Source organism: Pseudomonas sp. S2_E01 (assembly GCF_054668365.1).
Genome location: NZ_CP162762.1, coordinates 959,254 through 983,572, shown reverse-complemented (window position 1 = coordinate 983,572; position 24,319 = coordinate 959,254). Strand labels below are relative to the sequence as shown.

19 protein-coding genes are annotated in these 24,319 nt (G+C 60.5%); 6 read left to right on the top strand and 13 right to left on the bottom strand.

Going from position 1 to position 24,319, the window contains the following annotated elements; translation table 11 throughout:
• Positions 1-51 precede the first annotated feature (51 nt).
• Positions 52-1,236, bottom strand: a complete 1,185-nt coding sequence (locus AB4O36_RS04635) for a thiolase family protein (protein ID WP_460141145.1) — start codon at positions 1,234-1,236, stop codon at positions 52-54.
• 101 nt (positions 1,237-1,337) lie between these two features.
• Positions 1,338-2,849 carry a polyphosphate:AMP phosphotransferase gene (gene pap, locus AB4O36_RS04630; protein ID WP_460122016.1) on the bottom strand — a complete coding sequence of 504 codons (1,512 nt, stop codon included), beginning with the start codon at positions 2,847-2,849 and terminating at the stop codon, positions 1,338-1,340.
• Between the two features lie 292 nt (positions 2,850-3,141).
• Here pap and mnmC point away from each other — a divergent pair, with 292 nt between their 5' ends.
• Positions 3,142-5,124 (top strand): bifunctional tRNA (5-methylaminomethyl-2-thiouridine)(34)-methyltransferase MnmD/FAD-dependent 5-carboxymethylaminomethyl-2-thiouridine(34) oxidoreductase MnmC, encoded by a 1,983-nt coding sequence (mnmC, locus tag AB4O36_RS04625; RefSeq protein ID WP_460141144.1) that lies wholly within the window; start codon positions 3,142-3,144, stop codon positions 5,122-5,124.
• A gap of 3 nt (positions 5,125-5,127) precedes the next feature.
• Here mnmC and AB4O36_RS04620 read toward each other — a convergent pair whose 3' ends face one another.
• Positions 5,128-9,948, bottom strand: coding sequence for an NEL-type E3 ubiquitin ligase domain-containing protein (locus tag AB4O36_RS04620; protein ID WP_460141143.1), 4,821 nt, complete (start codon positions 9,946-9,948; stop codon positions 5,128-5,130).
• A gap of 239 nt (positions 9,949-10,187) precedes the next feature.
• Between AB4O36_RS04620 and AB4O36_RS04615 the strand changes: the two genes are divergently transcribed.
• From AB4O36_RS04615 to AB4O36_RS04600, 4 genes are all read left to right on the top strand, one after another.
• Positions 10,188-11,960, top strand: coding sequence for an N-acetylglutaminylglutamine amidotransferase (locus AB4O36_RS04615; protein WP_460141142.1), 1,773 nt, complete (start codon positions 10,188-10,190; stop codon positions 11,958-11,960).
• A 3-nt stretch (positions 11,961-11,963) separates the two neighbouring features.
• Positions 11,964-13,709: an N-acetylglutaminylglutamine synthetase gene (gene ngg / locus AB4O36_RS04610; RefSeq protein WP_460141141.1), complete on the top strand. Its 1,746-nt coding sequence runs from the start codon at positions 11,964-11,966 to the stop codon at positions 13,707-13,709.
• Between the two features lie 57 nt (positions 13,710-13,766).
• Positions 13,767-14,957, top strand: coding sequence for an osmoprotectant NAGGN system M42 family peptidase (locus AB4O36_RS04605; protein ID WP_460122007.1), 1,191 nt, complete (start codon positions 13,767-13,769; stop codon positions 14,955-14,957).
• Positions 14,958-15,138: 181 nt separating this feature from the next.
• Positions 15,139-15,366, top strand: a complete 228-nt coding sequence (locus AB4O36_RS04600) for a YheU family protein (RefSeq protein ID WP_003199186.1) — start codon at positions 15,139-15,141, stop codon at positions 15,364-15,366.
• A 5-nt stretch (positions 15,367-15,371) separates the two neighbouring features.
• Here the strand turns inward: AB4O36_RS04600 and csrA are convergent, their stop codons facing one another.
• The 3 genes from csrA to AB4O36_RS04585 form a co-directional block, all read right to left on the bottom strand.
• A complete protein-coding gene (csrA, locus tag AB4O36_RS04595; protein ID WP_460122006.1) occupies positions 15,372-15,557 on the bottom strand; it encodes a carbon storage regulator CsrA in 186 nt (61 codons plus the stop codon).
• 142 nt (positions 15,558-15,699) lie between these two features.
• On the bottom strand, positions 15,700-16,032 hold the full coding sequence (locus AB4O36_RS04590) for a YnfA family protein (RefSeq protein ID WP_460122004.1): 333 nt from the start codon (positions 16,030-16,032) through the stop codon (positions 15,700-15,702).
• 65 nt (positions 16,033-16,097) lie between these two features.
• Entirely contained in the window at positions 16,098-16,913 is an 816-nt protein-coding gene (locus AB4O36_RS04585) for an SDR family oxidoreductase (protein ID WP_460122002.1), read from the bottom strand.
• Positions 16,914-17,191: 278 nt separating this feature from the next.
• On the opposite strand from AB4O36_RS04585, the gene AB4O36_RS04580 reads away from it, so the two are divergent.
• Positions 17,192-17,350, top strand: coding sequence for a DUF3309 family protein (locus tag AB4O36_RS04580; protein ID WP_174602692.1), 159 nt, complete (start codon positions 17,192-17,194; stop codon positions 17,348-17,350).
• Positions 17,351-17,422: 72 nt separating this feature from the next.
• Here the strand turns inward: AB4O36_RS04580 and AB4O36_RS04575 are convergent, their stop codons facing one another.
• The 7 genes from AB4O36_RS04575 to AB4O36_RS04545 form a co-directional block, all read right to left on the bottom strand.
• Positions 17,423-19,516: an LTA synthase family protein gene (locus AB4O36_RS04575; RefSeq protein WP_460141140.1), complete on the bottom strand. Its 2,094-nt coding sequence runs from the start codon at positions 19,514-19,516 to the stop codon at positions 17,423-17,425.
• A 344-nt stretch (positions 19,517-19,860) separates the two neighbouring features.
• Positions 19,861-20,466, bottom strand: coding sequence for an START domain-containing protein (locus AB4O36_RS04570; protein ID WP_460141139.1), 606 nt, complete (start codon positions 20,464-20,466; stop codon positions 19,861-19,863).
• A gap of 40 nt (positions 20,467-20,506) precedes the next feature.
• Positions 20,507-20,761 carry a YkgJ family cysteine cluster protein gene (locus AB4O36_RS04565; protein ID WP_460121996.1) on the bottom strand — a complete coding sequence of 85 codons (255 nt, stop codon included), beginning with the start codon at positions 20,759-20,761 and terminating at the stop codon, positions 20,507-20,509.
• 141 nt (positions 20,762-20,902) lie between these two features.
• Positions 20,903-21,406 carry a translation initiation factor 2 gene (locus tag AB4O36_RS04560; RefSeq protein WP_460141138.1) on the bottom strand — a complete coding sequence of 168 codons (504 nt, stop codon included), beginning with the start codon at positions 21,404-21,406 and terminating at the stop codon, positions 20,903-20,905.
• 90 nt (positions 21,407-21,496) lie between these two features.
• Positions 21,497-22,936, bottom strand: a complete 1,440-nt coding sequence (locus AB4O36_RS04555) for an aminotransferase-like domain-containing protein (protein ID WP_460121992.1) — start codon at positions 22,934-22,936, stop codon at positions 21,497-21,499.
• 210 nt (positions 22,937-23,146) lie between these two features.
• Positions 23,147-23,959 carry an OmpA family protein gene (locus AB4O36_RS04550; protein WP_460121990.1) on the bottom strand — a complete coding sequence of 271 codons (813 nt, stop codon included), beginning with the start codon at positions 23,957-23,959 and terminating at the stop codon, positions 23,147-23,149.
• A complete protein-coding gene (locus AB4O36_RS04545; protein WP_460121989.1) occupies positions 23,956-24,312 on the bottom strand; it encodes a DUF4398 domain-containing protein in 357 nt (118 codons plus the stop codon). Before AB4O36_RS04545 ends, AB4O36_RS04550 begins: the two co-directional genes overlap by 4 nt.
• Positions 24,313-24,319: the final 7 nt, after the last annotated feature.

The following is a 24,319-nucleotide window of genomic DNA, read 5'->3' as shown; positions in this document are numbered from 1 at the left end:
CTTGTCGAGGCGTCGAACCGTCGCGATAGCTATTTAAATGTCACCACACATTCAACGCACCGCCTCAAACAACCCGCTCGCCCCCATCCCGCCCCCCACACACATGGTGACGATGCCGTATCGCAAGTTACGCCGTTGCAACTCGCGCACCAGGTGCCCAACCTGACGCGAGCCGGTCATGCCGAACGGGTGGCCGATGGAGATCGAGCCGCCGTTGACGTTGTATTTCGCGTTGTCGATACCCAAACGGTCGCGGCTGTACAGGCATTGCGAGGCGAACGCTTCGTTGAGCTCCCATAAATCGATGTCGGCGATCTGCAAGCCCTTGGCCTTGAGCAGTTTTGGCACCGAGAACACCGGACCGATACCCATTTCGTCCGGTTCGCAACCGGCCACGGTAAAACCGCGGAAGAACGCCTTGGGCTTCAAGCCCAGCGCCAGCGCTTTTTCCAGGCTCATCACCAAGGTCATCGATGCACCGTCGGACAGCTGCGAAGAGTTGCCCGCCGTGACCGAACCGTCTTCGGCGAACACCGGTTTCAAGCCGGCCAGGCTCTCCAGAGTAGTGTCCGGGCGGTTGCAGTCATCGCGATCGACCACTCCGTCGAGAATCTTCACCTCGCCGGTTGCCTTGTCCTCCACGCGGTACTTCACCGCCATCGGCACGATTTCGTCATCGAACAGGCCGGCCGTCTGCGCCTGGGCGGTGCGCTGCTGGCTTTGCAGGGCATACAGGTCCTGGGCTTCGCGGCTGACGCCGTATCGACGGGCGACCACTTCGGCAGTCTGGCCCATGGGAAAGTAGATGCCCGGCACCTGCTCCTTGAGCAAAGGGTTGATCAGGTTCTCGGTGTTGACGCTTTTCATGGTCAGGCTGATGGACTCGACGCCCCCGGCGACGATGATGTCGCTGCAACCCGAGGCGATCTGGTTGGCGGCAATGGCAATAGCCTGCAAACCCGATGAGCAGAAGCGGTTGAGGGTCATGCCGGCGGTGCCGGTGCCCAGGCGCGACAACACGGCAACGTTGCGTCCGATGTTGTAGCCCTGGGCGCCTTCGTTGGAGCCGGCGCCGACGATGCAGTCCTCGACGCTGGCCGGGTCGATGCCGCTGCGCGCCAGCAGTGCGTTCACGCAATGGGCCGCCATGTCGTCTGGCCGGGTCTGGTTGAACTTGCCGCGAAAGGACTTGGCCAGGCCAGTCCGCACGCTGTCGACGATCACCACTTCACGCATGGCATACCTCATTGTTATTGGCGGTTAAGAGTGGACCGAGCATAAGTCCGGCCCTCAGTGCCCGCGACAATCATTCACCTTGCGTATGCGTCGCCATCGGGTTACTTGTGTTTTTTCCCGTGTCGGTCGGACCTTTCGAAGGCCGCTTCCAGGGCTTCGTTGAGGGTGCGCAACACCTTGATCCGTGCCCAGCGCTTGTCGTTGGCCTCCACAAGCGTCCAATTGGAGATCTCGGTGCTGGTGCGATCAACCATGTCGCCGACTGCAGTCCGATAGGCATCCCATTTCTCGCGATTGCGCCAGTCGTCCTCGGTGATCTTGAAGCGCTTGAATGGCGTTTCCTCACGTTCCTGAAAGCGCTCCATCTGGGTGTCCTTGTCGATGGCCAACCAAAACTTGACCACCACAACGCCGGCGTCGGCGAGCTGTTCTTCAAAGTCATTGATTTCGCCGTAGGCACGCAACCAGTCAGCGGGGCTGCAAAAGCCTTCGATGCGCTCCACCAACACCCGGCCATACCAGGAACGGTCAAACACGGTGAATTTGGTCCGTGCCGGAATATGCCGCCAGAAACGCCACAAATACGGATGCGCGCGCTCCTCTTCGGTGGGGGCGGCGATGGGCACGATGCTGTATTGCCGCGGGTCGAGCGCCGCCGCTACCCGCCGGATCGCCCCGCCCTTGCCCGCAGCATCGTTGCCTTCGAATACCGCCACCAGGGCATGACGGCGCATGCGTTTGTCGCGCATCAGCCCGGAGAGTCGTGCCTGTTCGGTGATCAGTTGCTCTTCGTACTCATCCTTGTCCAGGCGCTGGCTCAGGTCGAGGCTGTCGAGCAGGCTGATCTGATCGACGCTGCTGACCAGCGGCGCAGCGCTGACCTTGTCGGGGTGAATATCAGGCCGTTGCAAGGCGTCTTGCAGGCCTTTGAGCAGTATCTTGCCGACCGCCAGGCTGCGATAGCGCGGGTCCACGCCGGCGATCACGTGCCATGGCGCATAGTCACGGCTGGTGCGGCGAAGGACGCGCTCGCCGTATTTGACGAACTTGTCGTAGGTCTGCGATTGCTGCCAGTCCAGCGGGCTGATGCGCCAACTGTGCAGCGGGTCGTCTGCCAGGGACTTGAGCCGTGCCTTCATCTGTTTCTTGGACAGGTGGAACCAGAACTTGAAGATCAGCGCGCCTTCGTCGCAGAGCATTTTCTCCAGACGTTCGGCGCCATTGATGGCCTGATCCAGTCGCGGATCCTTGAACTCGCCATGCACGCGCCCCTGCAACATCTGGCTGTACCAGTTGCCGAAGAAAACCCCCATGCGCCCCTTGGCCGGCAGCATCCGCCAGTAACGCCAGGCCGGGGGTCGCGCCAGCTCTTCGTCGGTCTGCTGGTCGAACGTGCGCACCTCGATCAGTCGCGGGTCCATCCATTCGTTGAGCAACTTCACCGTTTCGCCCTTGCCGGCGCCTTCGATGCCGTTGATGAGGATGATCACCGGAAATCGCTTCTGCTGCTGAAGTTCGAACTGCGCCTCGAGCAAGGCTTCGCGCAGCGCCGGTACTTCAGCGTCGTAGGTTTCTTTGTCGATGACGTGACCGATTTCGGCAGATTCGAACATGGACCGCTCCCATTCAAGATTGCACAAGCCTAGCGGAAAAACCTGCGGCTATCTGGACCTCGGTCAATGCAGAAGGTTGCGGACAACACTGCCCACCTGTAGGAGCGAGCATGCTCGCGATGGACGCCTGAACACCGCGGGGTGTCAGGCAGCCAGCGTCATCGTTGACGACCATCGCGACGATTCGACATGCTCGCTCCTACAGGTGGGCGGGCTCAATGTGCTTGCTTTGGATCATGGCTCAACCCCATCGATCAGCTAGAATGGCCCCCTAGCCGTGATCGAGCCTGCCATGAAACCTGTTCTGCCCCACGCCCAGCTCGACTGGGATGACCAAGGCCTCCCGCGTTCGCGGGTGTTCGACGATGTGTATTTTTCCGACCTGTCCGGCTTGGACGAAACCCGCTATGTGTTCCTCGAACAGAACGCGTTGCGCGAGCGTTTTGCGGCGTTGCCGGTGGGTGGACGGCTGGTGATTGGCGAGACCGGTTTTGGTACTGGCTTGAACTTCCTGTGCGCTTGGCAGTTGTTCGAACAACACGCGCAACCTGGCGCACGCCTGCACTTTGTCAGCGTTGAAAAATACCCGCTGAATGCCGCCGATCTGCAACGGGCGCTTGCCTTGTGGCCGGAACTCAAGCCGTTCGCCGATCAATTGCTCGCGCAGTATGTAGCGATCCATCCAGGCTTCCAGCGGCTGGTGCTGGCCGAGGGTCGCGTGACGCTGACCCTGTTGATCGGTGATGCGCTGGATCAGTTGGCGCAACTGGACGCACAGGTCGATGCCTGGTTCCTCGATGGTTTCGCGCCGGCAAAGAACCCGGACATGTGGACCGCCGAATTGTTTGTCGAACTGGCGCGGCTCGCCGCCCCCGACTCGACCATCAGCACGTTTACCAGCACCGGTTGGGTTCGCCGACTGCTGAACGCGGCGGGGTTCAAGATGAAGCGCACCCCGGGCATCGGTCATAAATGGGAAATCCTGCGCGGCTCGTTCCTCGGCTGGCCGCAGGAAGTCCCCGCGCCCCCGGCGACCAGCCCATGGTTCGCCCGCCCTCAACCTTTCACCGGCGAACGTCGCGCGTTGGTGATTGGCGGCGGCATGGCCGGTTGCGCGACCGCTGCCAGTCTGGCGGCACGGGGCTGGCAAGTCAGTGTGCTGGAGCGTCGTGATGCTCTGGCGCAAGAAGCCTCGGGCAACCCTCAAGGTGTGCTGTACCTGAAGTTATCGGCGCACGGCACAGCGTTGTCGCAACTGATCCTCAGCGGGTTCGGCTACACCCGTCGCCTGCTGGAGCACCTGCAACGCGGCCTCGACTGGGACGGCTGCGGCGTGCTGCAACTGGCGTTCAATGCCAAGGAAGCCGAACGTCAGGCGCATCTGGCGCAGGCATTCCCCCACGATTTGCTGCACAACCTGGATAAGGAGCAGGCCGAGGCACGCGCCGGTATCAGCCTGGCGTCGGGCGGTCTGTTTTTCCCGGAAGGTGGCTGGGCGCATCCCCCGGCGTTGTGCCAATGGCAAGCCAACCACCCCGGAATTCGGGTGCTGCCCCATCACGATGTGCTGCAACTGCGTCGAGCCCAGGGCCGCTGGCAAGCCTGGGATGGCGAACAACTGCTGGCCGAAGCCCCCGTGGTGGTGCTGGCCGGCGCTGGCGACATCCAGCGTTTCCCAGAGACCAGCCATCTGCCACTCAAGCGGATTCGCGGCCAGATCACCCGCCTGCCGCAGACGCCTCAGAGCCAGGCGCTGAGCACCGTGGTCTGCGCTGAAGGTTATGTCGCGCCGGTGCGCTTGGGTGAACATACCCTGGGCGCCAGTTTCGACTTCAACAGCAAGGACCTGGAACCCACCGCCGCAGAGCACGCCGGTAATCTACAGATGCTGGAAGACATTTCCGCAGACCTGACGGTTCGCCTGCGTGCCGATACCTTGCAGCCCGAAACGCTCCAGGGCCGCGCCGCGTTTCGCTGCACCAGCCCGGATTACCTGCCGATTATCGGGCCCCTGGCGGACGCCGATGCGTTTGCCGACGCCTACAGCGCGTTGAGCAAGGATGCCCGGCAAATACCCGACATCGCCTGCCCTTGGCTGGAAGGTTTGTACGTCAACAGCGGTCACGGCTCCCGGGGGCTGGTCACCGCGCCGCTGTCCGGCGAGTTGCTCGCGGCGTGGATCGAAAATGAGCCGATGCCGCTGCCACGCGCCGTGGCGCAAGCCTGCCACCCAAACCGCTTTGCCTTGCGTCGGTTGATCCGCGGCAAGGGTTGAACCTCAATCAAGAGCGAAGCAGGTCTTTGACTCTTCGGCGGTGAGCGCCGCCTGGGTCAAACGTGCCATCAAGGCGCGTTCGGCCTGCTGCAACTCGTCCATGATGCCATCGGCCTTTGTCCGGTAACCTGCGCCCAGCGTGTCCTGACTATCGAAGGCAGATTGCATGCGTGCGTGGAAAGGTTCGACAAGGTCAGCGAACTGTTTGCCATGGTGCTCACGCAAAAAATCGGTCCAGAAACCGCGCGCATCCAGGTATTCCTGCAATTGGGATGACAGTTGCGCGTTGACCACCCGGCTGTACGCCACATCCAGATCAGCAGGCTTCACCCCGCCCAGCGAGGCATAACGCATGTGTCGCGGCTGCCCGATCAGCTCGAGCCTGTCCGCCAACCCGGTTCGGTAGGCCAGCCCCACCTCGACCGGATCGAGCGTGGGGTCGGCTGTGACCTTCTCCCGGGCAATCTTGTCCAGGTAATCCAGGTTGAACAGTGACCTTCCCAGGTTGATCAAGCGGGCTGCGCGATCATGGGTATTGATGGCCTGTCGTACCACCTGTTCGATTTCCACGGCCACTTCAAGGTTACTGAAGAGGGTGGCCGCCGAATCGGCGCAATTGGACTTCACCGCCATCGACAACAATTGATCACGCAAAGCCGCATCCCTGCCAGTCGCCTCGACCACATTCCACACCCGGCGCGTCATGTCCTCGCGCACGAAGCGACTGTCGGCCGTGCTGCCCGTTTCCGCGAGCAGGCGGAAGAAGCCGTCGGACGCGGGTTGATTCTTCAGGGCCTGCCAGGCGTGGTTACGCCGGGCATAATTATGCTCGTTGGGTTTGGGCATCCAGAAATCCCTGGCCATTTGCTCGCTGATCACAGCGGCATCATTGTCGAGAAACCCCATGCCCTCGCCTGTGTTGTCGCGATAAGCCTTGAGCCTCGCGGAGCTCTCGCTGGACAGCGGGTTGTGTCGCAAATTAATGGTTCGGGCCAAGCGTCGGGAGCTGTCAAACAGCCAGTCCGGCAACTTGCGAATCTCGTTACCGCGCAAATCGACCATGTCCAGGTAGGGCAAGCGCTCAAGCCCCAGTGGCAGTTCAGTGGCGTGGGTGTGACCGAGGAACAGGCCTTGCAAGTGGAGCATCTTGCGCACATCCAGGGTTGCACCCAGCCGATTGCCGGCCAGCGACAGCGTATGAAGGCCCCGCATATCGGCCAGTTTGCGCAGGGTTTGCTCGGTTAATATCAGCTGATTGTCGTTCAGGCTCAGGTGTTGCAAGCCCGACATCTGCGACAGCGCTTCGGGCAAGCGTGTGACTTTGTTGCCGTCCAACTCCAATCGGGTCAGATTCTTGAAAGGTTTGAGGAAGTACGCCAGTTCATCACCGGCGTTCATGTCCCTGACCCGCAGGGTGCGCACATGGGCGACATCCTGTTCGGTGAGCGTGGGCAACGGCCCCACCGGGTTACTCTCCAGCGTCAGGGTGGTATAGGGCTGGTTAACGGGCCAACGTGGTGGCGCCACCCGACGCCAGCAATTTTCAAGAGCATTGGCCACCTGCCGGCGGCTGACCCGGAGGTCATTCAACTGCCCCGGCAGCTTGGCCATCTGTGCAGTGTCGTCACGCCAGGCATAGAGGGTCCTGCGAAACACATCCAATTGCTGCTTGAGCTCGCGCAGTCGACTCATCTGCGCCAACGGGGTGCTGCCTGCGTGGTCGAGAAAAGCCACCGCCTGCACATCTGTGTACAAAGGAAATAACTTGAGGACTTTGCGGATCAGGCTTCTTGCGTGCGCTCTCCCTTCGGGAGGCGCCGCCTGAACGCAGGACAACAGGTGGCTGGCGGTTTTATCACGCTCACCGCGCAACAAACGGCCCGTGCGCGCCGGATCGGCAGTACCCGCCTTGACCAGTCGTGATCGAAGCGACGTCACATCCTGGATATCGTTACCGCTCATACCCATGCGCGCACGCTGGCGGGCGGGCAAGGCATCAATTATGGCCTGGGCCAACGAATCGCTGGCAGCCGTGGAAGACACATTGCCGGTGACCTGGGTGACCTGGTAGCCCGTGGCGGTTTTCACGATGATACCGCGCGATTGCGCCTGCGCCTCACCCACGCTGTTCAACAGGTCGCCGGTTGGCGATCCCTGCCGTAATTCAAGTCTGCACCCCTCATCCCAACCCTGCACCCGATCCATCAGTGCCAGTGTCAGGCTTTCGGTGTCGGCATTGGCCAGATGCGGCAGATGCAACCCGGCGAGCGCCCGGTCCTGGCGAATGGAGAACTCTGCCTGACGCACCTTGCGCGCCAGATCCGACCCAAGGATCTTGCGATCGAACAGGAAATGGCGGTCTCTGCCCGACGCGCCATCCAGCACTTCCTGCGCAACCCGGCTGGGCAACTGCGGAGCCTGTTCGCGCAGCAAGACGATGTCCTTGTTGGCGGTGTCATCGTAGGCCTGGTACAGACGTTCGAACAACGGCTTGCGATTGCCCTTGAGGTACCTGGCGATTTTCTCACCCAGCAATCGTGCATTCGATTCTCGGCTGGAATGGCCAACCAAGGCTTTGACTTGCTCAGGGTAAAGGCCGTCGACGATAGTCTGGAGCAACTTCCCGGCGCCGAGTTGCGCCTGGGTCACGTGCACGCAATTGATTTCATCATTTTTCGGCGCCGTTTTCGGGAACCGCGCGATGACGACGTCCTGCTCATCGAGCACTTCGATGAACCGTTCCGCCGGCCAGTCGGGGAGCATGGGCAGCACCTGCAACTGCGCCTGCACATACCGAGTATGGGAGGTTTCTCCACGCTCCATGGCATTGATCAGCTCGCTGATCTGCCGGTCCAGCTTGAAGCGCTGGGCGCTGTCGTTCACGCGTTGGGGCAGTTTCAATCGGCTTTCGTGCAAATGATGCAGCCGACCGGGCGTCATGCCCGTGATGTCGGCCAGCGCCGTCAGGTCGCTGCCGCGCTCGGCCAGGTGGGGATTGCTTCGACCTAATGCGTAACCCGCCTCGGGCCACTCATGGGCATGTTCATAGACATGGCGCCAGCCACCGGCGAGGGTTTGTTCCAATTGAGGCTCAAAGGCATCGGTGCGCGTGGGATGATTGATTTGCCAGGCATTTCCGGCGGCATTGCGTGACACGCGATAGGTGGCTCCATCCATGATGATCGAATGGGCATCACCCTGCGCGTAAACGCCCTGTGAGTCCGGCCGCAAATCAGATGGCACCCCTGAAGACTGCCGATAGGGGGCCAGGTCCGGTTTCCAGAGCATGGCCTTGCCGTCCGCTCGGTTCACCGCCTCGAAACGCTCGAAGTACGCCGCTTGCTCCTTCACGCCTTTGCCGAGCACCTTGCCGACGATTTTGCCGCCGGCCGCAAACGCCGCCATCTGCGCAACGCCTTCGACCACGTTAAGCAAATGCGAGAGTGCTTCGTTGCGTTCACCCTGCGTCCAGTCTTCCACGCCTTCGTAGATTTCGCCGGCCATTTCGACCACAGCGGCGACCAGCATCAACCCTCCCAGTACCGGAACGAAGAAAGCGGCTGCATTGAGTAGCACCATGCCGACTTGCAGCAGGGCCTGGAGCGTTTTCTCGCGCTGCTGCTCGTCGACCACATGGGTCGGCACCGCGAGTATTCGCGCGTCCTCTTCGGCCTTGGTCACAAAGTCGCTGAACAGAAAATCACCCAGGCAGGTATCGTCGGGCAGGGCTGACAATTTGCCCACCGTCTTGTCCCGATCGAACCGGCTGAAGAAATCGACGGCATCGTGGCCCGCGAGGTATTGAGTCGCAAACTGCTTGCGGAAACTGTCACTCTTCAAATGAAGCGTCAGATAGGCCTTCAAATCCTCGAGTGAGGCATATTCGTAAAACGGCCGGCGGGGATTGTTGGGCATGTAGACCACACACTTGGCTGTGGGCGCGGTATCGATGGAGACCTTGCTGAACACCAGCACGCCGTACAGGTTGACGTCATGAATCACCAGGCCTTGCCAGAGCACCGGCGCCCCGTCGTACTGAATGTTCCTGGCCTTGGCCGCCGGTAGATCCTGCTCGATGGCCTTCAACAGCATCCGGTAGGCGGCATCGCTGATGTCTTTTTTCAGAAAAGCCGTGTGGGCGGCGACCTGCATGTCCAACAACTTCAATCGCCGAACGTCCACCGAGGCTGGTGTTGCGTTGATGGACGTCGCCGTCAATGAAGTTGCAGGTGGAACCGCGAGCACTTCGTTGATGTGCTTCTGATATTTGCCCCCCAGGTCCAGCTCGCGACACAGCGCAGCGAATTTGGCAGGCGTGATGTCCGGGCCCGAGCGGTCCTTGCCATTGATCCGGACCCTGGAATCCTCAAGAAAACCGTCTGATGCGGCTTCCTCAGCGGTGAAATTGAGCATGGCCGCGTGCAGCAGGCTGCAGGAACTGGCGGTGATTTCTCCCTCGTAACCCAGGGGTAACAACCCGGTGCCGGAAAACTCCATCTTGACCACCTCGAGCGTATCCCGCTCGACATCGACATCGAGTTTCCACTGGCTCTTCAGCGCAGCAGTGAGCCCTTGCTTGCAGAACCCATCCAGCGGTTTGAGCCTTTGCAGGACCTGTGCGGCCCTGGAGTAGACCAGATGCGACTGGTCGAGCGCGGCGTTCAGAGCCTGGACCACACCCAGGTCGGCATTGGCCAGCCAGGCTGGAAGTGACCTGTGCAGCACATCGGCCTTGTCCAGATCACCGGTATGCTCCACCAACGTCGCCAATCGGTGGGCATCGGAGACGGGGGATGAAGCATTCGTGATAGCGGGGGTCAGCATAAGCAATGTCCTTATTGCATTCGGAAGTGCTCAGCCTACGCCCCCCCGCAGGCCGATCCGGCAGCATTATCTACCACCCTGCTCAAGGACGAATCCGCCATACCAGAGGTTCGCCTCTCTGCTGCTTATTACTTATCGATCTAAAACTACTGAAATCTACACGGGTCAGTTTCTGAGTACCCGCCGTTCTGGCCGAGTACCGATTGACCCTCCCCAACGGAAAAACCGGTAAGGATTTTATGTGTGGATTAGCTGGCGAGTTACGCTTTGATCATCAACCTGCGGACCTTGCAGCCGTTGAACGAATCACCCATCACCTGGCCCCTCGCGGCCCCGACGCTTGGGGGTTTCACAGTCAGGGGCCGATTGCCCTGGGCCATCGTCGCTTGAAAATCATGGACCTGTCGGACGGCTCGGCGCAGCCGATGATCGACAACCAACTGGGTCTGTCCCTGGCCTTCAATGGCGCGATCTATAACTTCCCCGAACTGCGCGCCGAGCTGGAAAGCCTCGGCTACGCCTTCTATTCCGGCGGCGACACCGAGGTGCTGCTCAAGGGCTATCACGCCTGGGGTGAAGCCCTGCTGCCCAAGCTCAACGGCATGTTCGCGTTTGCCATCTGGGAACGCGACGCCAGGCGCCTGTTCATCGCCCGCGACCGCCTCGGTGTGAAACCGCTGTACCTGTCGCGCACCGGGCAGCGCCTGCGCTTCGCCTCGGCGCTGCCGGCGTTGCTCAAGGGTGGCGACATCAATCCGATCCTCGACCCGGTAGCGCTCAATCATTACCTGAACTTCCATGCGGTAGTCCCGGCGCCGCGTACCTTGCTGGCGGGCGTAGAAAAGCTGCCTCCGGCCACCTGGATGCGTGTCGAAGCCGATGGCCGTACCGAGCAGAAAACCTGGTGGACACTGCCCTACGGCCCACGCGATGACGAGATGAACCTGACGCTCGAAGACTGGCGTGACCACGTGCTCGAGAGCACTCGTGAAGCTGTAGCGATTCGCCAGCGCGCGGCGGTGGATGTCGGGGTCTTGCTCTCCGGCGGCGTCGACTCGAGCATGCTCGTGGGCCTGCTGCGTGAAGTCGGCGTGGACAACCTGTCGACCTTCTCCATCGGCTTCCAGGATGCCGGCGGCGAACGCGGCGATGAGTTCCAGTATTCGGACCTGATCGCCCAACATTTCGGCACCCGGCATCACCAGTTGCGCATCGACGAAAAAGAAATCATCGAGCAACTGCCCGCGGCGTTCCGCGCCATGAGCGAGCCGATGGTCAGTCATGACTGCATCGCCTTCTACCTGTTGTCCCGGGAAGTGGCCAAGCACTGCAAGGTGGTGCAAAGCGGCCAGGGTGCGGACGAATTGTTCGCCGGTTATCACTGGTACCCACAGGTGGATGGTGCCGCCGATCCTTATGCGGCCTATCGCGAGGCGTTTTTTGACCGCAGTTACGACGATTACGCTGCCACGGTACAGCCGAAGTGGCTGACCGCGAATGACGCTGCCGGTGACTTCGTCAAAGAACATTTCGCACAACCCGGTGCTGACGCTGCGGTGGACAAAGCCTTGCGCCTGGACAGCACCGTGATGCTGGTGGATGACCCGGTCAAACGCGTCGACAACATGACCATGGCTTGGGGGCTGGAAGCGCGTACGCCGTTTCTGGACTACCGCCTGGTGGAACTGTCGGCGCGCGTGCCGGGCCAATTCAAGTTGCCCGACGGCGGCAAGCATGTGTTGAAGGAAGCGGCACGCCTGGTGATCCCGAGCGAAGTCATCGACCGCAAGAAAGGTTACTTCCCCGTGCCTGGCCTCAAGCATCTGCAGGGCGACACCCTCAACTGGGTACGCGACCTGCTGCTGGACCCGAGTCAGGATCGCGGCCTGTTCAACCCGGCGATGCTCGACCGCCTGCTCACCGATCCCCAGGGCCAGTTGACCCCGTTGCGCGGCTCGAAGCTGTGGCAACTGGCGGCGCTGAACCTGTGGCTCAGCGAACAAGGAATCTGACTGATGAAACCTCACGCCACGGCGTACAGCCAACGCCTGTTGCGCGGTCAGGCGCCCTCCTACGAACGCTTGCAGGCGCGACTGGCCGAAGACGGCAGCGAGCTGGCCGCCGACCCCATCGCCGTTCATTGCGGCTGGGGCCGGTTGCTGATCGGTCATACCTTTCCGGATCCGGCAAGCCTTGCTCGGGAATTGCTCAACGAGCAGCCCGGCGAACGAGATATTGCCCTGTATGTCGCCGCCCCCCAGCAGGTCTTGGGCCTGGAGCCAGCACAACTGTTCCTCGACCCTTCCGACACCCTGCGTCTTTGGTTCAGCGATTACCGCCAGGCCACCCGCGTGTTTCGGGGTTTTCGCATTCGCCGCGCCCAGAGCGAGGCGGATTGGCAAGGCATCAACCAGCTCTATCAGGCGCGAGGCATGTTGCCGATCGACCCTGCCCTGCTGACACCTCGTCATCTGGGTGGGCCGGTGTACTGGCTTGCCGAGGACGATGACAGCGGCGCGGTCATCGGCAGCGTCATGGGCCTCAATCACCAGAAGGCCTACAACGACCCGGAACATGGCAGCAGCCTGTGGTGCCTGGCCGTTGACCCGCATTGTTCACGCCCCGGTGTCGGCGAAGTGCTGGTGCGGCATTTGATCGAGCACTTCATGAGCCGCGGCCTGAGCTACCTGGACCTGTCGGTGCTGCATGACAATCGCCTGGCGAAAAACCTTTACGCCAAGCTCGGCTTTCGCAACCTCTCGACCTTCGCGATCAAGCGCAAGAACGGCATCAATCAGCCGCTGTTCCTTGGCCCCGGCCCAGAGGCCGAGTTCAACCCCTACGCGCGGATCATTGTCGACGAAGCGCATCGGCGCGGCATCGAAGTTCAGGTCGATGACGCCGAAGCCGGTCTGTTCACCCTGGTCCATGGCAGCCGACGCGTGCGCTGCCGCGAGTCCCTGAGCGACTTGACCAGTGCCGTCAGCATGACGTTGTGCCAGGACAAAAGCCTGACCCACAAGGTGTTGAAAAACGCCGGCCTGAATCTGCCCGCGCAACAACTCGCCGGGAATGCCGATGACAACCTGGCGTTTCTCGACGAGCACGAGCGGGTGGTGGTCAAGCCGCTGGACGGCGAACAGGGCCAGGGCGTGGCAGTGGACCTGCGCGACATCGAGGAAGTGCAACAGGCCATCGAAGTCGCCCGCCAGTTCGACACCCGCATACTGCTGGAAAGTTTCCACGAAGGTCTCGACCTGCGCATTCTGGTGATTGGCTTTGAGGTGGTGGCGGCGGCGATTCGCCGACCCGCTGAAGTCATAGGCGATGGACACCATTGCATCCGCGCGTTGATTGAAGCCCAGAGTCGCCGACGCCAGGCAGCCACCAGCGGTGAAAGCAAGATCCCCATGGACCAGGAGACCGAACGCACCCTGCAGGCAGCTGGCTACGAATACAGCAGCATTCTGCCGGCAGGCGAGCACTTGTTCGTACGGCGCGCGGCGAATCTACACACCGGCGGCATTCTCGAGGACGTCACTGCGATCCTGCACCCGACGTTGATCGATGCCGCCGTGCGCGCCGCGCGGGCGCTGGACATCCCGATGGTCGGCCTCGACCTGATGGTGCCAGCGGCAGATCAGCCGGAATATGTGTTTATCGAAGCCAATGAGCGTGCCGGACTGGCCAATCACGAACCGCAGCCTGTGGCTGAGCGGTTTGTCGATTTGCTGTTTCCGCACAGTCAGGCGGTGGTCTGAATAACGCCATCGCGGCCGTGCGATGGCGTCACCCCAGACACCCAACGAGGAGTTTCCATGACCCACAAAACCCCCGAACCGGATCTCAATTACCTGCAAAAAGTCTTGCTGGAAATGCTCGCCATACCGAGCCCGACCGGCTTCACCGACACCATCGTGCGCTACGTTGCCGAGCGCCTCGAAGAACTGGGCATCCCTTTCGAAATGACCCGACGCGGTACCATCCGCGCCACGGTCAAGGGTAAGAAAAACAGCCCCGACCGCGCCGTTTCCGCTCACCTGGACACCATCGGCGCCGCCGTCCGCGCGGTGAAGGACAATGGTCGCCTGACCCTCGCCCCGGTGGGCTGCTGGTCCAGCCGATTCGCCGAGGGCAGCCGCGTCAGCCTGTTTACCGATAACGGCGTGATCCGTGGCAGCGTGTTGCCACTGATGGCGTCGGGGCATGCGTTCAATACGGCCATCGATGAGATGCCGATCAGTTGGGACCACGTTGAACTGCGCCTTGACGCCTACTGCGCGACACGTGCCGACTGCGATTCGCTGGGCATCAGCGTCGGCGATTTCGTGGCGTTCGATCCGCTGCCGGAGTTCACCGAAAGTGGCCACATCAGCGCTCGCCACCTCGATGATAAAGCCGGTGTTGCAGCGTTACTGGCGGCGCTCAAGGCCATCGTCGACAGCGGCGAGGAACCGATGATCGATTGTCATCCGTTGTTCACCATCACTGAGGAAACCGGCAGTGGCGCGGCGGCGGCGTTGCCCTGGGACGTCAGCGAATTCGTCGGGATCGACATCGCGCCGGTCGCCCTGGGCCAGCATTCCAGCGAGCACGCCGTCAGCGTGGCGATGCAGGACTCCGGCGGCCCCTACGATTACCATTTGTCCCGCCACCTGCTACGGCTGGCCAGCGACAACGAGTTGCCCGTGCGCCGTGACCTGTTCCGCTATTACTTCAGCGATGCCCACTCGGCCGTCACCGCCGGCCACGACATCCGCACCGCCCTGCTCGCCTTTGGCTGCGACGCGACTCACGGTTACGAACGTACGCACATCGACAGCCTGGCAGCGCTCAGTCGCCTGCTCGGCGCCTACATCCTCAGCCCGCCGGTGTTCGCCAGCGATGCCCAACCGGCCAAGGGCTCGCTGGATCGCTTCAGCCATCAAATCGAACATGACACGCAGATGGAAAGCGATACGCGGGTGCCGTCGGTGGACAGTCTGGTGGGGCAGCGGTCGGAGGGTTGATCTGACATTTGGGTTGCCTGACCTGGCTCTATCGCGGGCAAGCCCGCTCCTACAGGGGTTGCGGTGAACCTGTAGAAGCGGGCTTGCTCGCGATAGCCATTCACCCGGTACCCCATCATCCCGGGCTAGCCGCAACCCGCCATTCACCGTAGCATCGCGCCATTGTTTAGCCGAGGTGCCTATGCTGATCCCCCACGACCAACTCGAAGTCGATACCCTGACCCGCTTGATCGAAGACTTCGTGACCCGCGACGGCACGGACAATGGCGACGACACGCCGCTGGAGACCCGCGTACTGCGAGTTCGCCAGGCGTTGACCAAGGGCCAGGCGCTGATCGTCTTCGATCCGGAAAGCGAGCAATGCCAACTGATGCTCAAGCACGACGTGCCCAAGCATCTGTTCGACTGACAGCGTCAGGTGGCCTCGTTTTTCGCCAGTTTGGCCTGGATACGTCTGTGCACCTCCGCCCGGTGCACGGTGACACTTTTTGGAGCTTCGATGCCAAAACGCACGTTGTTGCCGTTGACGGCTACAACACGGAGGGAGATGGTGTCACCGATAGAAATCATTTCACCCACAACGCGGCTGAGTACAAGCATGGCATTCGTCCTTCAGGGTTATCGAGCCCTGAAGATGCACGGTGCGTAGCGGCCCTTCAATGCAGTGGGGGAAAAACAGTCTCGCCCTACAAGGCTAAACGTACGACTCCCTAGGAAACGTCCGACAAAGCTGGGCGAAACGTCAGGAAGCGGTGAAGCGCGGGCCAAACAGGATGACACTCGCACCGATCACGCACAACGCAACGCCAATCCAGTCCGAGCCCAACGGACGAATTCGCTCGACCACCGCCAGCCAGCCAATCGACGCAATGATGTAAATGCCGCCGTAGGCAGCGTAGGCGCGCCCTGCATAGGTTGCTTCGACACGGGTCAGCAACAGCGCGAACAGGGTCAGGCTGAGCAGCGCCGGGACCACCCACCAGACACTCTTGCCCTGGCGCAACCACATCCAGAAAGCAAAGCAGCCGGCGATTTCAAACAGCGCGGCAAGAAAGAACCACAGGTAATTGAGCATGCCAGGTGTCTCGTTAGGTTGACCAATGGCGGCCACCCTAACGACGACGTTTCGTTGGGGCAAGTTCAACCGGCGGTTTGTTTGGCCTTGGCGCGCATTTTATCGGCCATTGCAGTCATTTCATCGTAAAGCAGCTGCGGGTTTTTCTGCTTGAGCGCCCAAGCCATGCGCCCCTGCTCGTGGGGCAGGATCATGAACTCACCCGCCTCAACCTGCCGATAAATGTAATCGGCAATATCCGAAGCGGTAATGGGCGAACTTTCCAACAGTTTGCCGACCTGGGCTTTCATCGCCGGGGTGGGGCCACGGAATGAGTCCAGCAAGTTGGTCTGGAAGAATGAAGGACACACCACATGCACACCGACTTCCTGCTGCGCCAGCTCCACCAGAAGGCTTTCGGACAACGCCACGACACCGGCCTTGGCGACGTTGTAGTTGCTCATGGCCGGGCCCTGCATCAAGGCGGCCATCGACGCGATGTTGATGATCCTGCCTTTGCTTTTTTCCAACAGCGGCAGGAAGGCCTTGCAGCCTTTGACCACCCCCATCAGGTTGATCGCGATCTGCCAGTCCCAGTCTTCCAGCGACAGCTCGCTGAAAAAGCCACCTGAGGCGACACCGGCATTGTTGACGATGACGTCGATGCCACCGAATTTCACTTCACAGGTCTGGGCAAACGCTGTCAGTTGACTGTAGTCACGCACATCGCAGCGCTGTATGAATCCGTCGCCACCGGCTTCGCGAACGAGTTTCAGGGTTTCCTGCAAACCAGGTTCGCTGACATCCGACAAGGCCAGTTGCCAGCCTTCACGCGCCCAGCGCAGCGCGATTTCGCGACCCAGGCCCGAGCCCGCGCCAGTGATCATCATGCGATTTTGCATAGCAAACAGCCTTGTTGTTCCCGAGGAAGATGCCTGAGTGTAGCGAAGGACCCTGACCGACCCACGCTCCATCAGATTGCTGAATAGCCCGAACAAACCCTGGACAGGGGCACGACAAGTTGCCCATTGAAAAGAAATAAGCGAACTCGCAAAAAACATTAAAAAAACATGGAATTTTCTTTCAAGTGCAAGAGTCGGACTTGGTAAGCAGCTTGGGTTTATAGCAATCCAGCTGACTATTTAGCGCCAGGTAATTCCAGAATGCTTCCCACAAGGAAATAGACATGGGCACAATCTTAATCATTATTCTGATTCTCCTGCTGGTAGGCGGTCTGCCGGTATTCCCTCACTCAAGAAGTTGGGGTTACGGCCCGTCGGGTATCATTGGCGTAGTGTTGGTAGTGCTGCTGATCCTGCTGTTACTCGGCAAGATATAAAGCAACAACAAGCGAAAAAAAGGCAAAAAAAAGAGGCCCTGCGAAGGGCCTCTTTTTCATTGCGTCTATAACTTATTCCGGTACGCCGTGGACCACACCAGCGGTGTTGTCGATCAGGCTCTTGGTCGCGGTCTGGATGAACGACTCAAGTTTCTGCCGCAGGGCCGCTTCGTCTTCCGACGCGGGGATCATCTCACCTTTCGGATTGGCGCCCAGCTCGTAGTGGTACAGTTTGGGCGGCATTTCCTTTGGCAGCACCAACACGCGATCGGCGGTGAGCAAGGCAACCGTCTGGTCGCTGCCCGACGGCTTGATCACGCCGAAGCCCTTGTCGCCTTCCGGCAGGTTCAGCAAGTCGCGACCCCAGCACTGGTGAAGCACGTCGCCACCGATGCGCCCCATGATGGTCGGCACGATGTCGATCTGGGTGCCCACGGTGTGGTCAACCTGGCCGAACTTGTCCTGCACGCCTGGCCCGATCAACAACATCGGCACGTTGAAACGACCCAGGTCCATTTCAGTGATCTGCTGCTCGTTGCCGAAACCGTGGTCGCCGACGATCACGAACAGCGTTTCCTTGAAGTACGGCTCCTTGCGTGCCTTCTCGAAGAACTGACCCAGCGCCCAGTCGGAGTAGCGCATGGCGGTCAGATGCTCGTTGAGGCTGCCGCGGTCAGTGACACGTTCTACCGGCAACGGCGTCGGCAAGGCGTACGGCGTGTGGTTGGACAGGGTTTGCAACAAGGCATAGAACGGCTTCTTGTCCTTACCGTCGCGAGCTTTCAACTCCTCCAGGCCACGGTTGAACATGTCCTGGTCGGACACGCCCCAGGTCGGGTCGGAGAACACCGGGTTGACGAAGTCATTACGCCCGATGAAGTTGGTCATGCCCTGGTTGCTGAAGAAGCCCGACTGGTTGTCCCAGGCAAAATCACCGTTGTAGACATACACGTCGTCGTAATCGCGGGCACTGAGCAATTGCGGCAGGCCGGACAGCTTGTGGCTGCCTTCCGGTGTCTGCATCAGATACTCGAACCCGGGCAGGTTCGGGAAGCAGGCCATGGTGGCGAACATGCCCTGGTGGGTGTGCGTGCCGTTGGAGAAGAAACGGTCGAACAACAGGCCTTCTTTCGACAGCTTGTCAAAGTAAGGCGTGATGTTGCCCGGACGGCCCAGCGCGCCGACCGAGTGACCGGCGAAGCTTTCCATCAGGATGACCACGACGTTCTTGATCGGCAGGGTCTTGTCGGCGTTCGGCGAATAGGTGCGGCGAACGGCGGCGGTCTCGGCATCGACCAGCTTGTCACTCGGCGTCAGCAGCATGTCGCGTACGGTCTGCTGGGCGACGGGTTGCTCAATGGTGGCTTTCCAGATGTTGTCGCGATCTTCAGAAAACCGGCTCTTGGCCGCGGCAATCAAGGAGAGCGTGCCGTTGAGGCCCAACTGGTTGGCGAAGTTCGAATCGGTGGTGTAGACGTCACCCCAGCGCAGCGGTGGCCCCTGACGCAGGGTGCCGCGAGCCGCGACCACGCAGATCAGCAGGCAGACCACGAAAACCACTGCCCGCATGTACCACGGGGCGACCTGACGGGCACCGATGCTGCCACCGCTGAACGGCCCGCGTGGCCGGGTTGCACGGTCGGCACCCTTGAATGCCAGGGTCAGGATCAAGGTACCCACGGCCCAGGCCAGCAGGTAGCGAACCACCGGGAAACCGTACCAGAGCATGCTCATCACGGTTTTCGGGTCTTCCTTCACGTACTGGAAAACCAGGCCGTTGAGACGTTGGTGGAACTCGCGATAGAAGTCCATCTCCATCAGGCCAAGGAACAGCGCGATGCTCGATGCGATGGTCAGCCACAGTCGGAAGAACCCACGTGCGGCCATCGCCCGGGTACTGAACAGGGCCAGTACCAATGGAATGATGAGGTAGACCACCAGGCGCAGGTCGAAGCGCAGGCCGTTGGCGAACGCCTCGGCAAAGGTCGAGGCCGGTGTGTCGAGGATCATCGCGCTGTTGTAGACCAGCAGCGCCAGGCGCAGCAGGCTGAACATGACCATCATGACCAGGGCGCACAGCAGCGTGTAGGCCAGGTGGGATTTGACGGTGGGTTGCAGCAGGCGACTAGAAGCTCGCTGCTGATTAAGGGCGTCCGGGATTGCCATGTCGTTTTAGGACCCTTGGAAGTTAAAGTTGCAAAAGGCAGCTGCGCCCAGCCCTCTGTTGGCCAATTCTCGGCCCCGGGGTTTGCGCGGTGCGCAAATGTTGCACGATCAATCGTGGCATTGCCATTGATTAGTGAGCGGCACAGTTACGCGGGCGGATTGTCTTGGAGACTTTGTGAAAATTTCGTTCAACGCATATTGAGAAACAAAATAAAGTGCGCTGTCTGTAGGAGCGAGCTGGGTCGCGATTCTGCGTATCAGCTTGCATATTTGCTCCCTGACCCACCGAATCGCGAGCAAGCTCGCTCCTACCGTAAAATGAACGATCTGAATGGGGCGTTTTTTTACTTCTCGGCCTTGGCCTTCAAAGCCTTCAGGGTATTGAACGGCGCATCCACCACGAACTTGTTGGCAACCATCGACGGCACGCTGCCGCCCGGCTCCGTGTGGACCTGATAGGTCACTTCGACCTGATCACCCTTGGGAACGAACTTCCAGAAACCGTCGATCTTGGCCACCCGCACGAAACCCTTCTCCTCTGGAATGTAGTTCGGTACGCCTTCGAGTTTACGGGTCAGGCTGCCGTCGGCGCCTTCGGTGGTGGTGACATGCAGCACCGAATCACGCGGGGTCACCGGCCATGGCGTATTGAACTGGCTGTAGGTCCAGCTCTGGTTCCCTTCGTGCTTGAGCAGTTTCTGCAGTTTGCACTCGTGAATCCAGGCGCAGGCACCTGCCACGTCATCCTGCAAGGCGCGCAACTTGGCCACGGTGGTTTTCATCAGGGTGACCCCCTGATAGGCCTTGTAATCGGAGCCGGCCACTTCAGTCAAGGACACCTTGATACCGTCCTCATTCTTGGCCACTTTCCAGTCTTCGGCCTGGGAGACACTGGTCGCCAGCATCAGCGTCAACCCACACAGCACAGCCATTCGATGCAGCGAACTCATAGTCTTATTCCTTATTGTTGAAGTTCCGTTCGTAAACACATCACGCCGCCGTCATCTGCTCCCACCAGCCCAGCAACCTGATCGCCTCTTCGCTGCTGGCGCCGCAAACCTCGACGTCGGCCTTGAAGCCCGAGCACACGGCAGGACGCTCCGGTTGGCCGAAAATAGCGCACAGGTTTTCGACAGACAGCTGCGCGCAACGTTCTCCTGCGGCTTTGCCATGGGGCATGCCGGGAATCGGGGAGCTGATGGAAGGGGCAATGCAGCAGGCGCCACAGCCTTCACGGCAGTTCATGACGAAGGGTTCCTCGCGACGGGCGATGTGTGATTGGACGGCCACAGAATAACGACTAAAACAGTTGTTTTAAATTACTGGCCGCGAGTTTTTACGCGCAAACGGGCGTGACTGACCAGTCTGCGACAAAGCGCCTGCGAATCAGCGCTTGAATTCGAACTCCAGCGCGGCGCCGTCCACCTCACGGCGCTCTTCGTTACGCAGTTGCAATTGCATTTCGTTGCTGATCAGCCGCCCGTTGAGCTGGAAGGGAGAGGCCTTCTCACCAAACATTTGTGGCAATACCGCCGGACGCTTGGGCAGCGCAACGGTGCCGACCGGATCCAGCTCCTCGACCATGTCCCGGGGCAGACTCAAATCCAGGTTCGCCGAAGGCAGCGCAGTCTTCGCGACTTCGCTCGCGGGTTTGGACTTGGAGACAATCGGCGCGCGCTTTTTCACCTTGGTCGCATTTTTTGTGACTGGCGCGGCTTTCTTGACGGGTGTGGCTTTCTTGGCCGGAACAGCTTTCTTGACGGGAGCGGCTTTGTTGGCAGCCGCTTTCGCCGCAGGTTTTTCCTGCACTGAAGCCGCCTTGACGCTTGGCGCCGGTAGGATCAGCGCCAGACACACCGCCAGGCATACAGAGGAAAACAATGATTTCATGGACCCAACGGAGCTCACGGCACTATCGGCGAGGGACATATGCTCGCTCGTTGGGCACAACAAGACAAGCTTGCTGGAGGGCGACTTGTATCAAAAGACGCCAGTCGTCTCCTGGCACAGTTGTGTGGCCAACATGCCCAGGGTCATCAACGCCCGTTCCGCCTCACGATTCCATGGCGTACCGCAGTTGAGCCGGATGCAATGGTTGAACTGCTCGGTGTTACTGAAAATCAGCCCCGGCGCGATACTGATGCCTTGTTGCAGCGCACGCACATGCAGTTCCTGCGTGTTGACCCTGCCGGGCAGGCTTACCCATAGAATGAAACCGCCGGTGGGCCGGGTCATCTGAGTGCCTTCCGGAAAGTACTGCTGCACCGCGAGCTGGAAGGCGCTGAGATTCTTGCGGTATTCCTGGCGGATGAACCGCAGATGCCTGTCGTATCCACCGTTTTCCAAATAGGCAGCGATGCCCATCTGCGTCACGCTGCAGGCGGAATGGGTACTGAACGTCTGCAGCCGCTGGATTTCCTGCTGGTACTTGCCGGCGATCATCCAGCCGATGCGCACCCCCGGTGACAAGGTCTTGGAGAAGCTCGAGCAATAGATCACCCGGTCCAGCCGGTCGTAGGCCTTGAGCGCTTTGGTCCGCCCCTGTTCGAACATCAATTCGCCGTAGATGTCGTCTTCGACCACCTGGATATCGAAATCCGAGGCCAAGCGCAGCAATTGTTTCTGCCGCTCTTCGGGCATCGTGCCCCCCAGCGGGTTGCCCAGGCGCGTGGTCAGCACCAACGCCTTGATCGACCACTGGTTGGCCGCCAGCTGCAAGGCTTCCAGGCTCATGCCGGTGGCCGGATCACTGGGGATCTCGATGACTTTGAGGCCCAGCAGGTCGGCCAATTGCAACAAGCCGTAGTAAGTCGGTGACTCGGCGGCGATCAGATCGCCTGGCCGTGTCAGCACGCGCAGGGACATCTGCAGGGCATCGACGCAGCCGTGGGTGATCACCACTTCGGAGGGATCGACCACCACGCCCGCATCGCGCATGCGAATTGCCACTTGGCGGCGCAGCGGTTCGAAACCGGGGCTGAACATGTAGCTGAACGCCCGCGGACTATGGAATCGGGTGACTTTGGCCAGTTGCTGATGCAATGCGCGAACGGGCAGATAGTCAACGCTTGGCACGGCCGCGCCCAGGGGAAACACCCCTTCACGGCGCGACTCGACCAACACTTGCTGGATGATGCTGCTGCGGGTAACCAGCCCAGGGCGCTCTACCCGTGCGATGTCCGGCGTCGGCGCCGTCAGGGCTGGCGTCTGGTGCACGTAGTAACCGGACTGCGGCCGGGCACGGATCAGCCCCTGATCCTCGAGGTTTGCGTAAGCCTGCAACACAGTGGCATGGCTGACGTTGAGCTGCGAGCTCATCTTGCGTACCGAAGGCACGCGCTCCCCCGGTTGATAGACACCCCGACGGATGTCTTCGGCCAGTTGTTGAGCAATACGTTGGTAGAGCAAGAGGTTGGTCATGACGCAGCACTCGATTTCACGGGCATTTTATTCTTGTGTGAAACAATACCGGAACAGTTTAGAAGTGTACGGGGACAGTTACCACAATAGTCGACAGTACAGTGCAGTGTCAGCAAAATCTGTACTGCTTACATCAAGAGTGTGAGCCGTTGGCAGGCGTAAAAAAACCCGGCACTGACTGGCAGGCCGGGTTTTCCAGTAACGCCGCCCTCAGCGGGCGGCGCCGAGCTGGCCTTTTTCGTCGGAGAACACGATTTCCACTCGACGGTTCTGCGCGCGGCCCCGTTCGGAGGCGTTCACGTCCACCGGGTATTCGTCGCCGTAACCTTCGACCTGGATGCGCTTGTCGTCGATGCCCAGGTCCATGAGTACATCCGCCACCGACTGTGCGCGGTCACGGGACAGCTTGAGGTTTTCCTGCTTGCCGCCGGTACTGTCGGTGTACCCTTCGATGCGCACGACGCGCTTGGGGTTGAGCTGCAGGAACTGGACAATCTTGAGCACCACGCGGTTGGCAGAGCTTTTCAGCTCAGCTTCACCGGTATCGAACAGCATGTCGCCGAGTGTCATCACCAGGCCGCGATCGGTCTGGGTGGTGGCGAGCGCGACGATCTGTTCTTCCAGCCACTTGCCCTGCTGCTGCACGCTGAGCAGCTTGGATTCGCGCAAAGCCAGTTGCAGGCGCTGTCGCTCCAGCTCGAGCTTGGCCGCACGCTCTTCATTGAGCACCAGATTGGTGTGCTCCCGGGCGATTTCGCTGTAGCGGCGACTCAGGTAGGCGTAATGCACCACGTCTGAACCGCTGCCCCAGTAACTGGACAGGCGGTCGGCACGCGCCAGGGATTCGCCGGCGCGAATCACGTCCTTGGGGGCGATGCGCAACACGTTGGCATCTTCCTTGACCTTCTGGAAATCGGCACCGGCATCCTGCAACGCAGTTTCGCTGCGTTGACCGGCACAGCCGTACAGACTGGCGCAGCCGGCGAGGATCAGGGCCCCGACAATCCTGGAATCGAGATTCATTGGGCATCCCCCACTTGCTTGCGCAGTCGGGTAATGCGGCTGTTGAGCACCTTCAATTGCTCTTCGCTCTTGAGCGTCAGCACCTTGGCTTCGGCCAGGCGTGCGTCCAGCTCGGCCTGTTCAGCCCGCATCCGCGCATGTTTGTAGGATTGATCGGCCATATCGCCCTGAGCGCGACTGAACTTGTCTTCGGCCAGTTTCATTTCCGGCACTTCGTCGGCGGTGGCCCCTACGGCCTTGGCTTGTACCAGTGCCTGCTCGGTCAGGCGGAACTGTTCATTGGGCGCCGGATCGGCTGCACACCCCGCCAGGGCCATTACGGCCAAGGCAGCGAAAAGAGGTCGAATACTCACTAAAAAT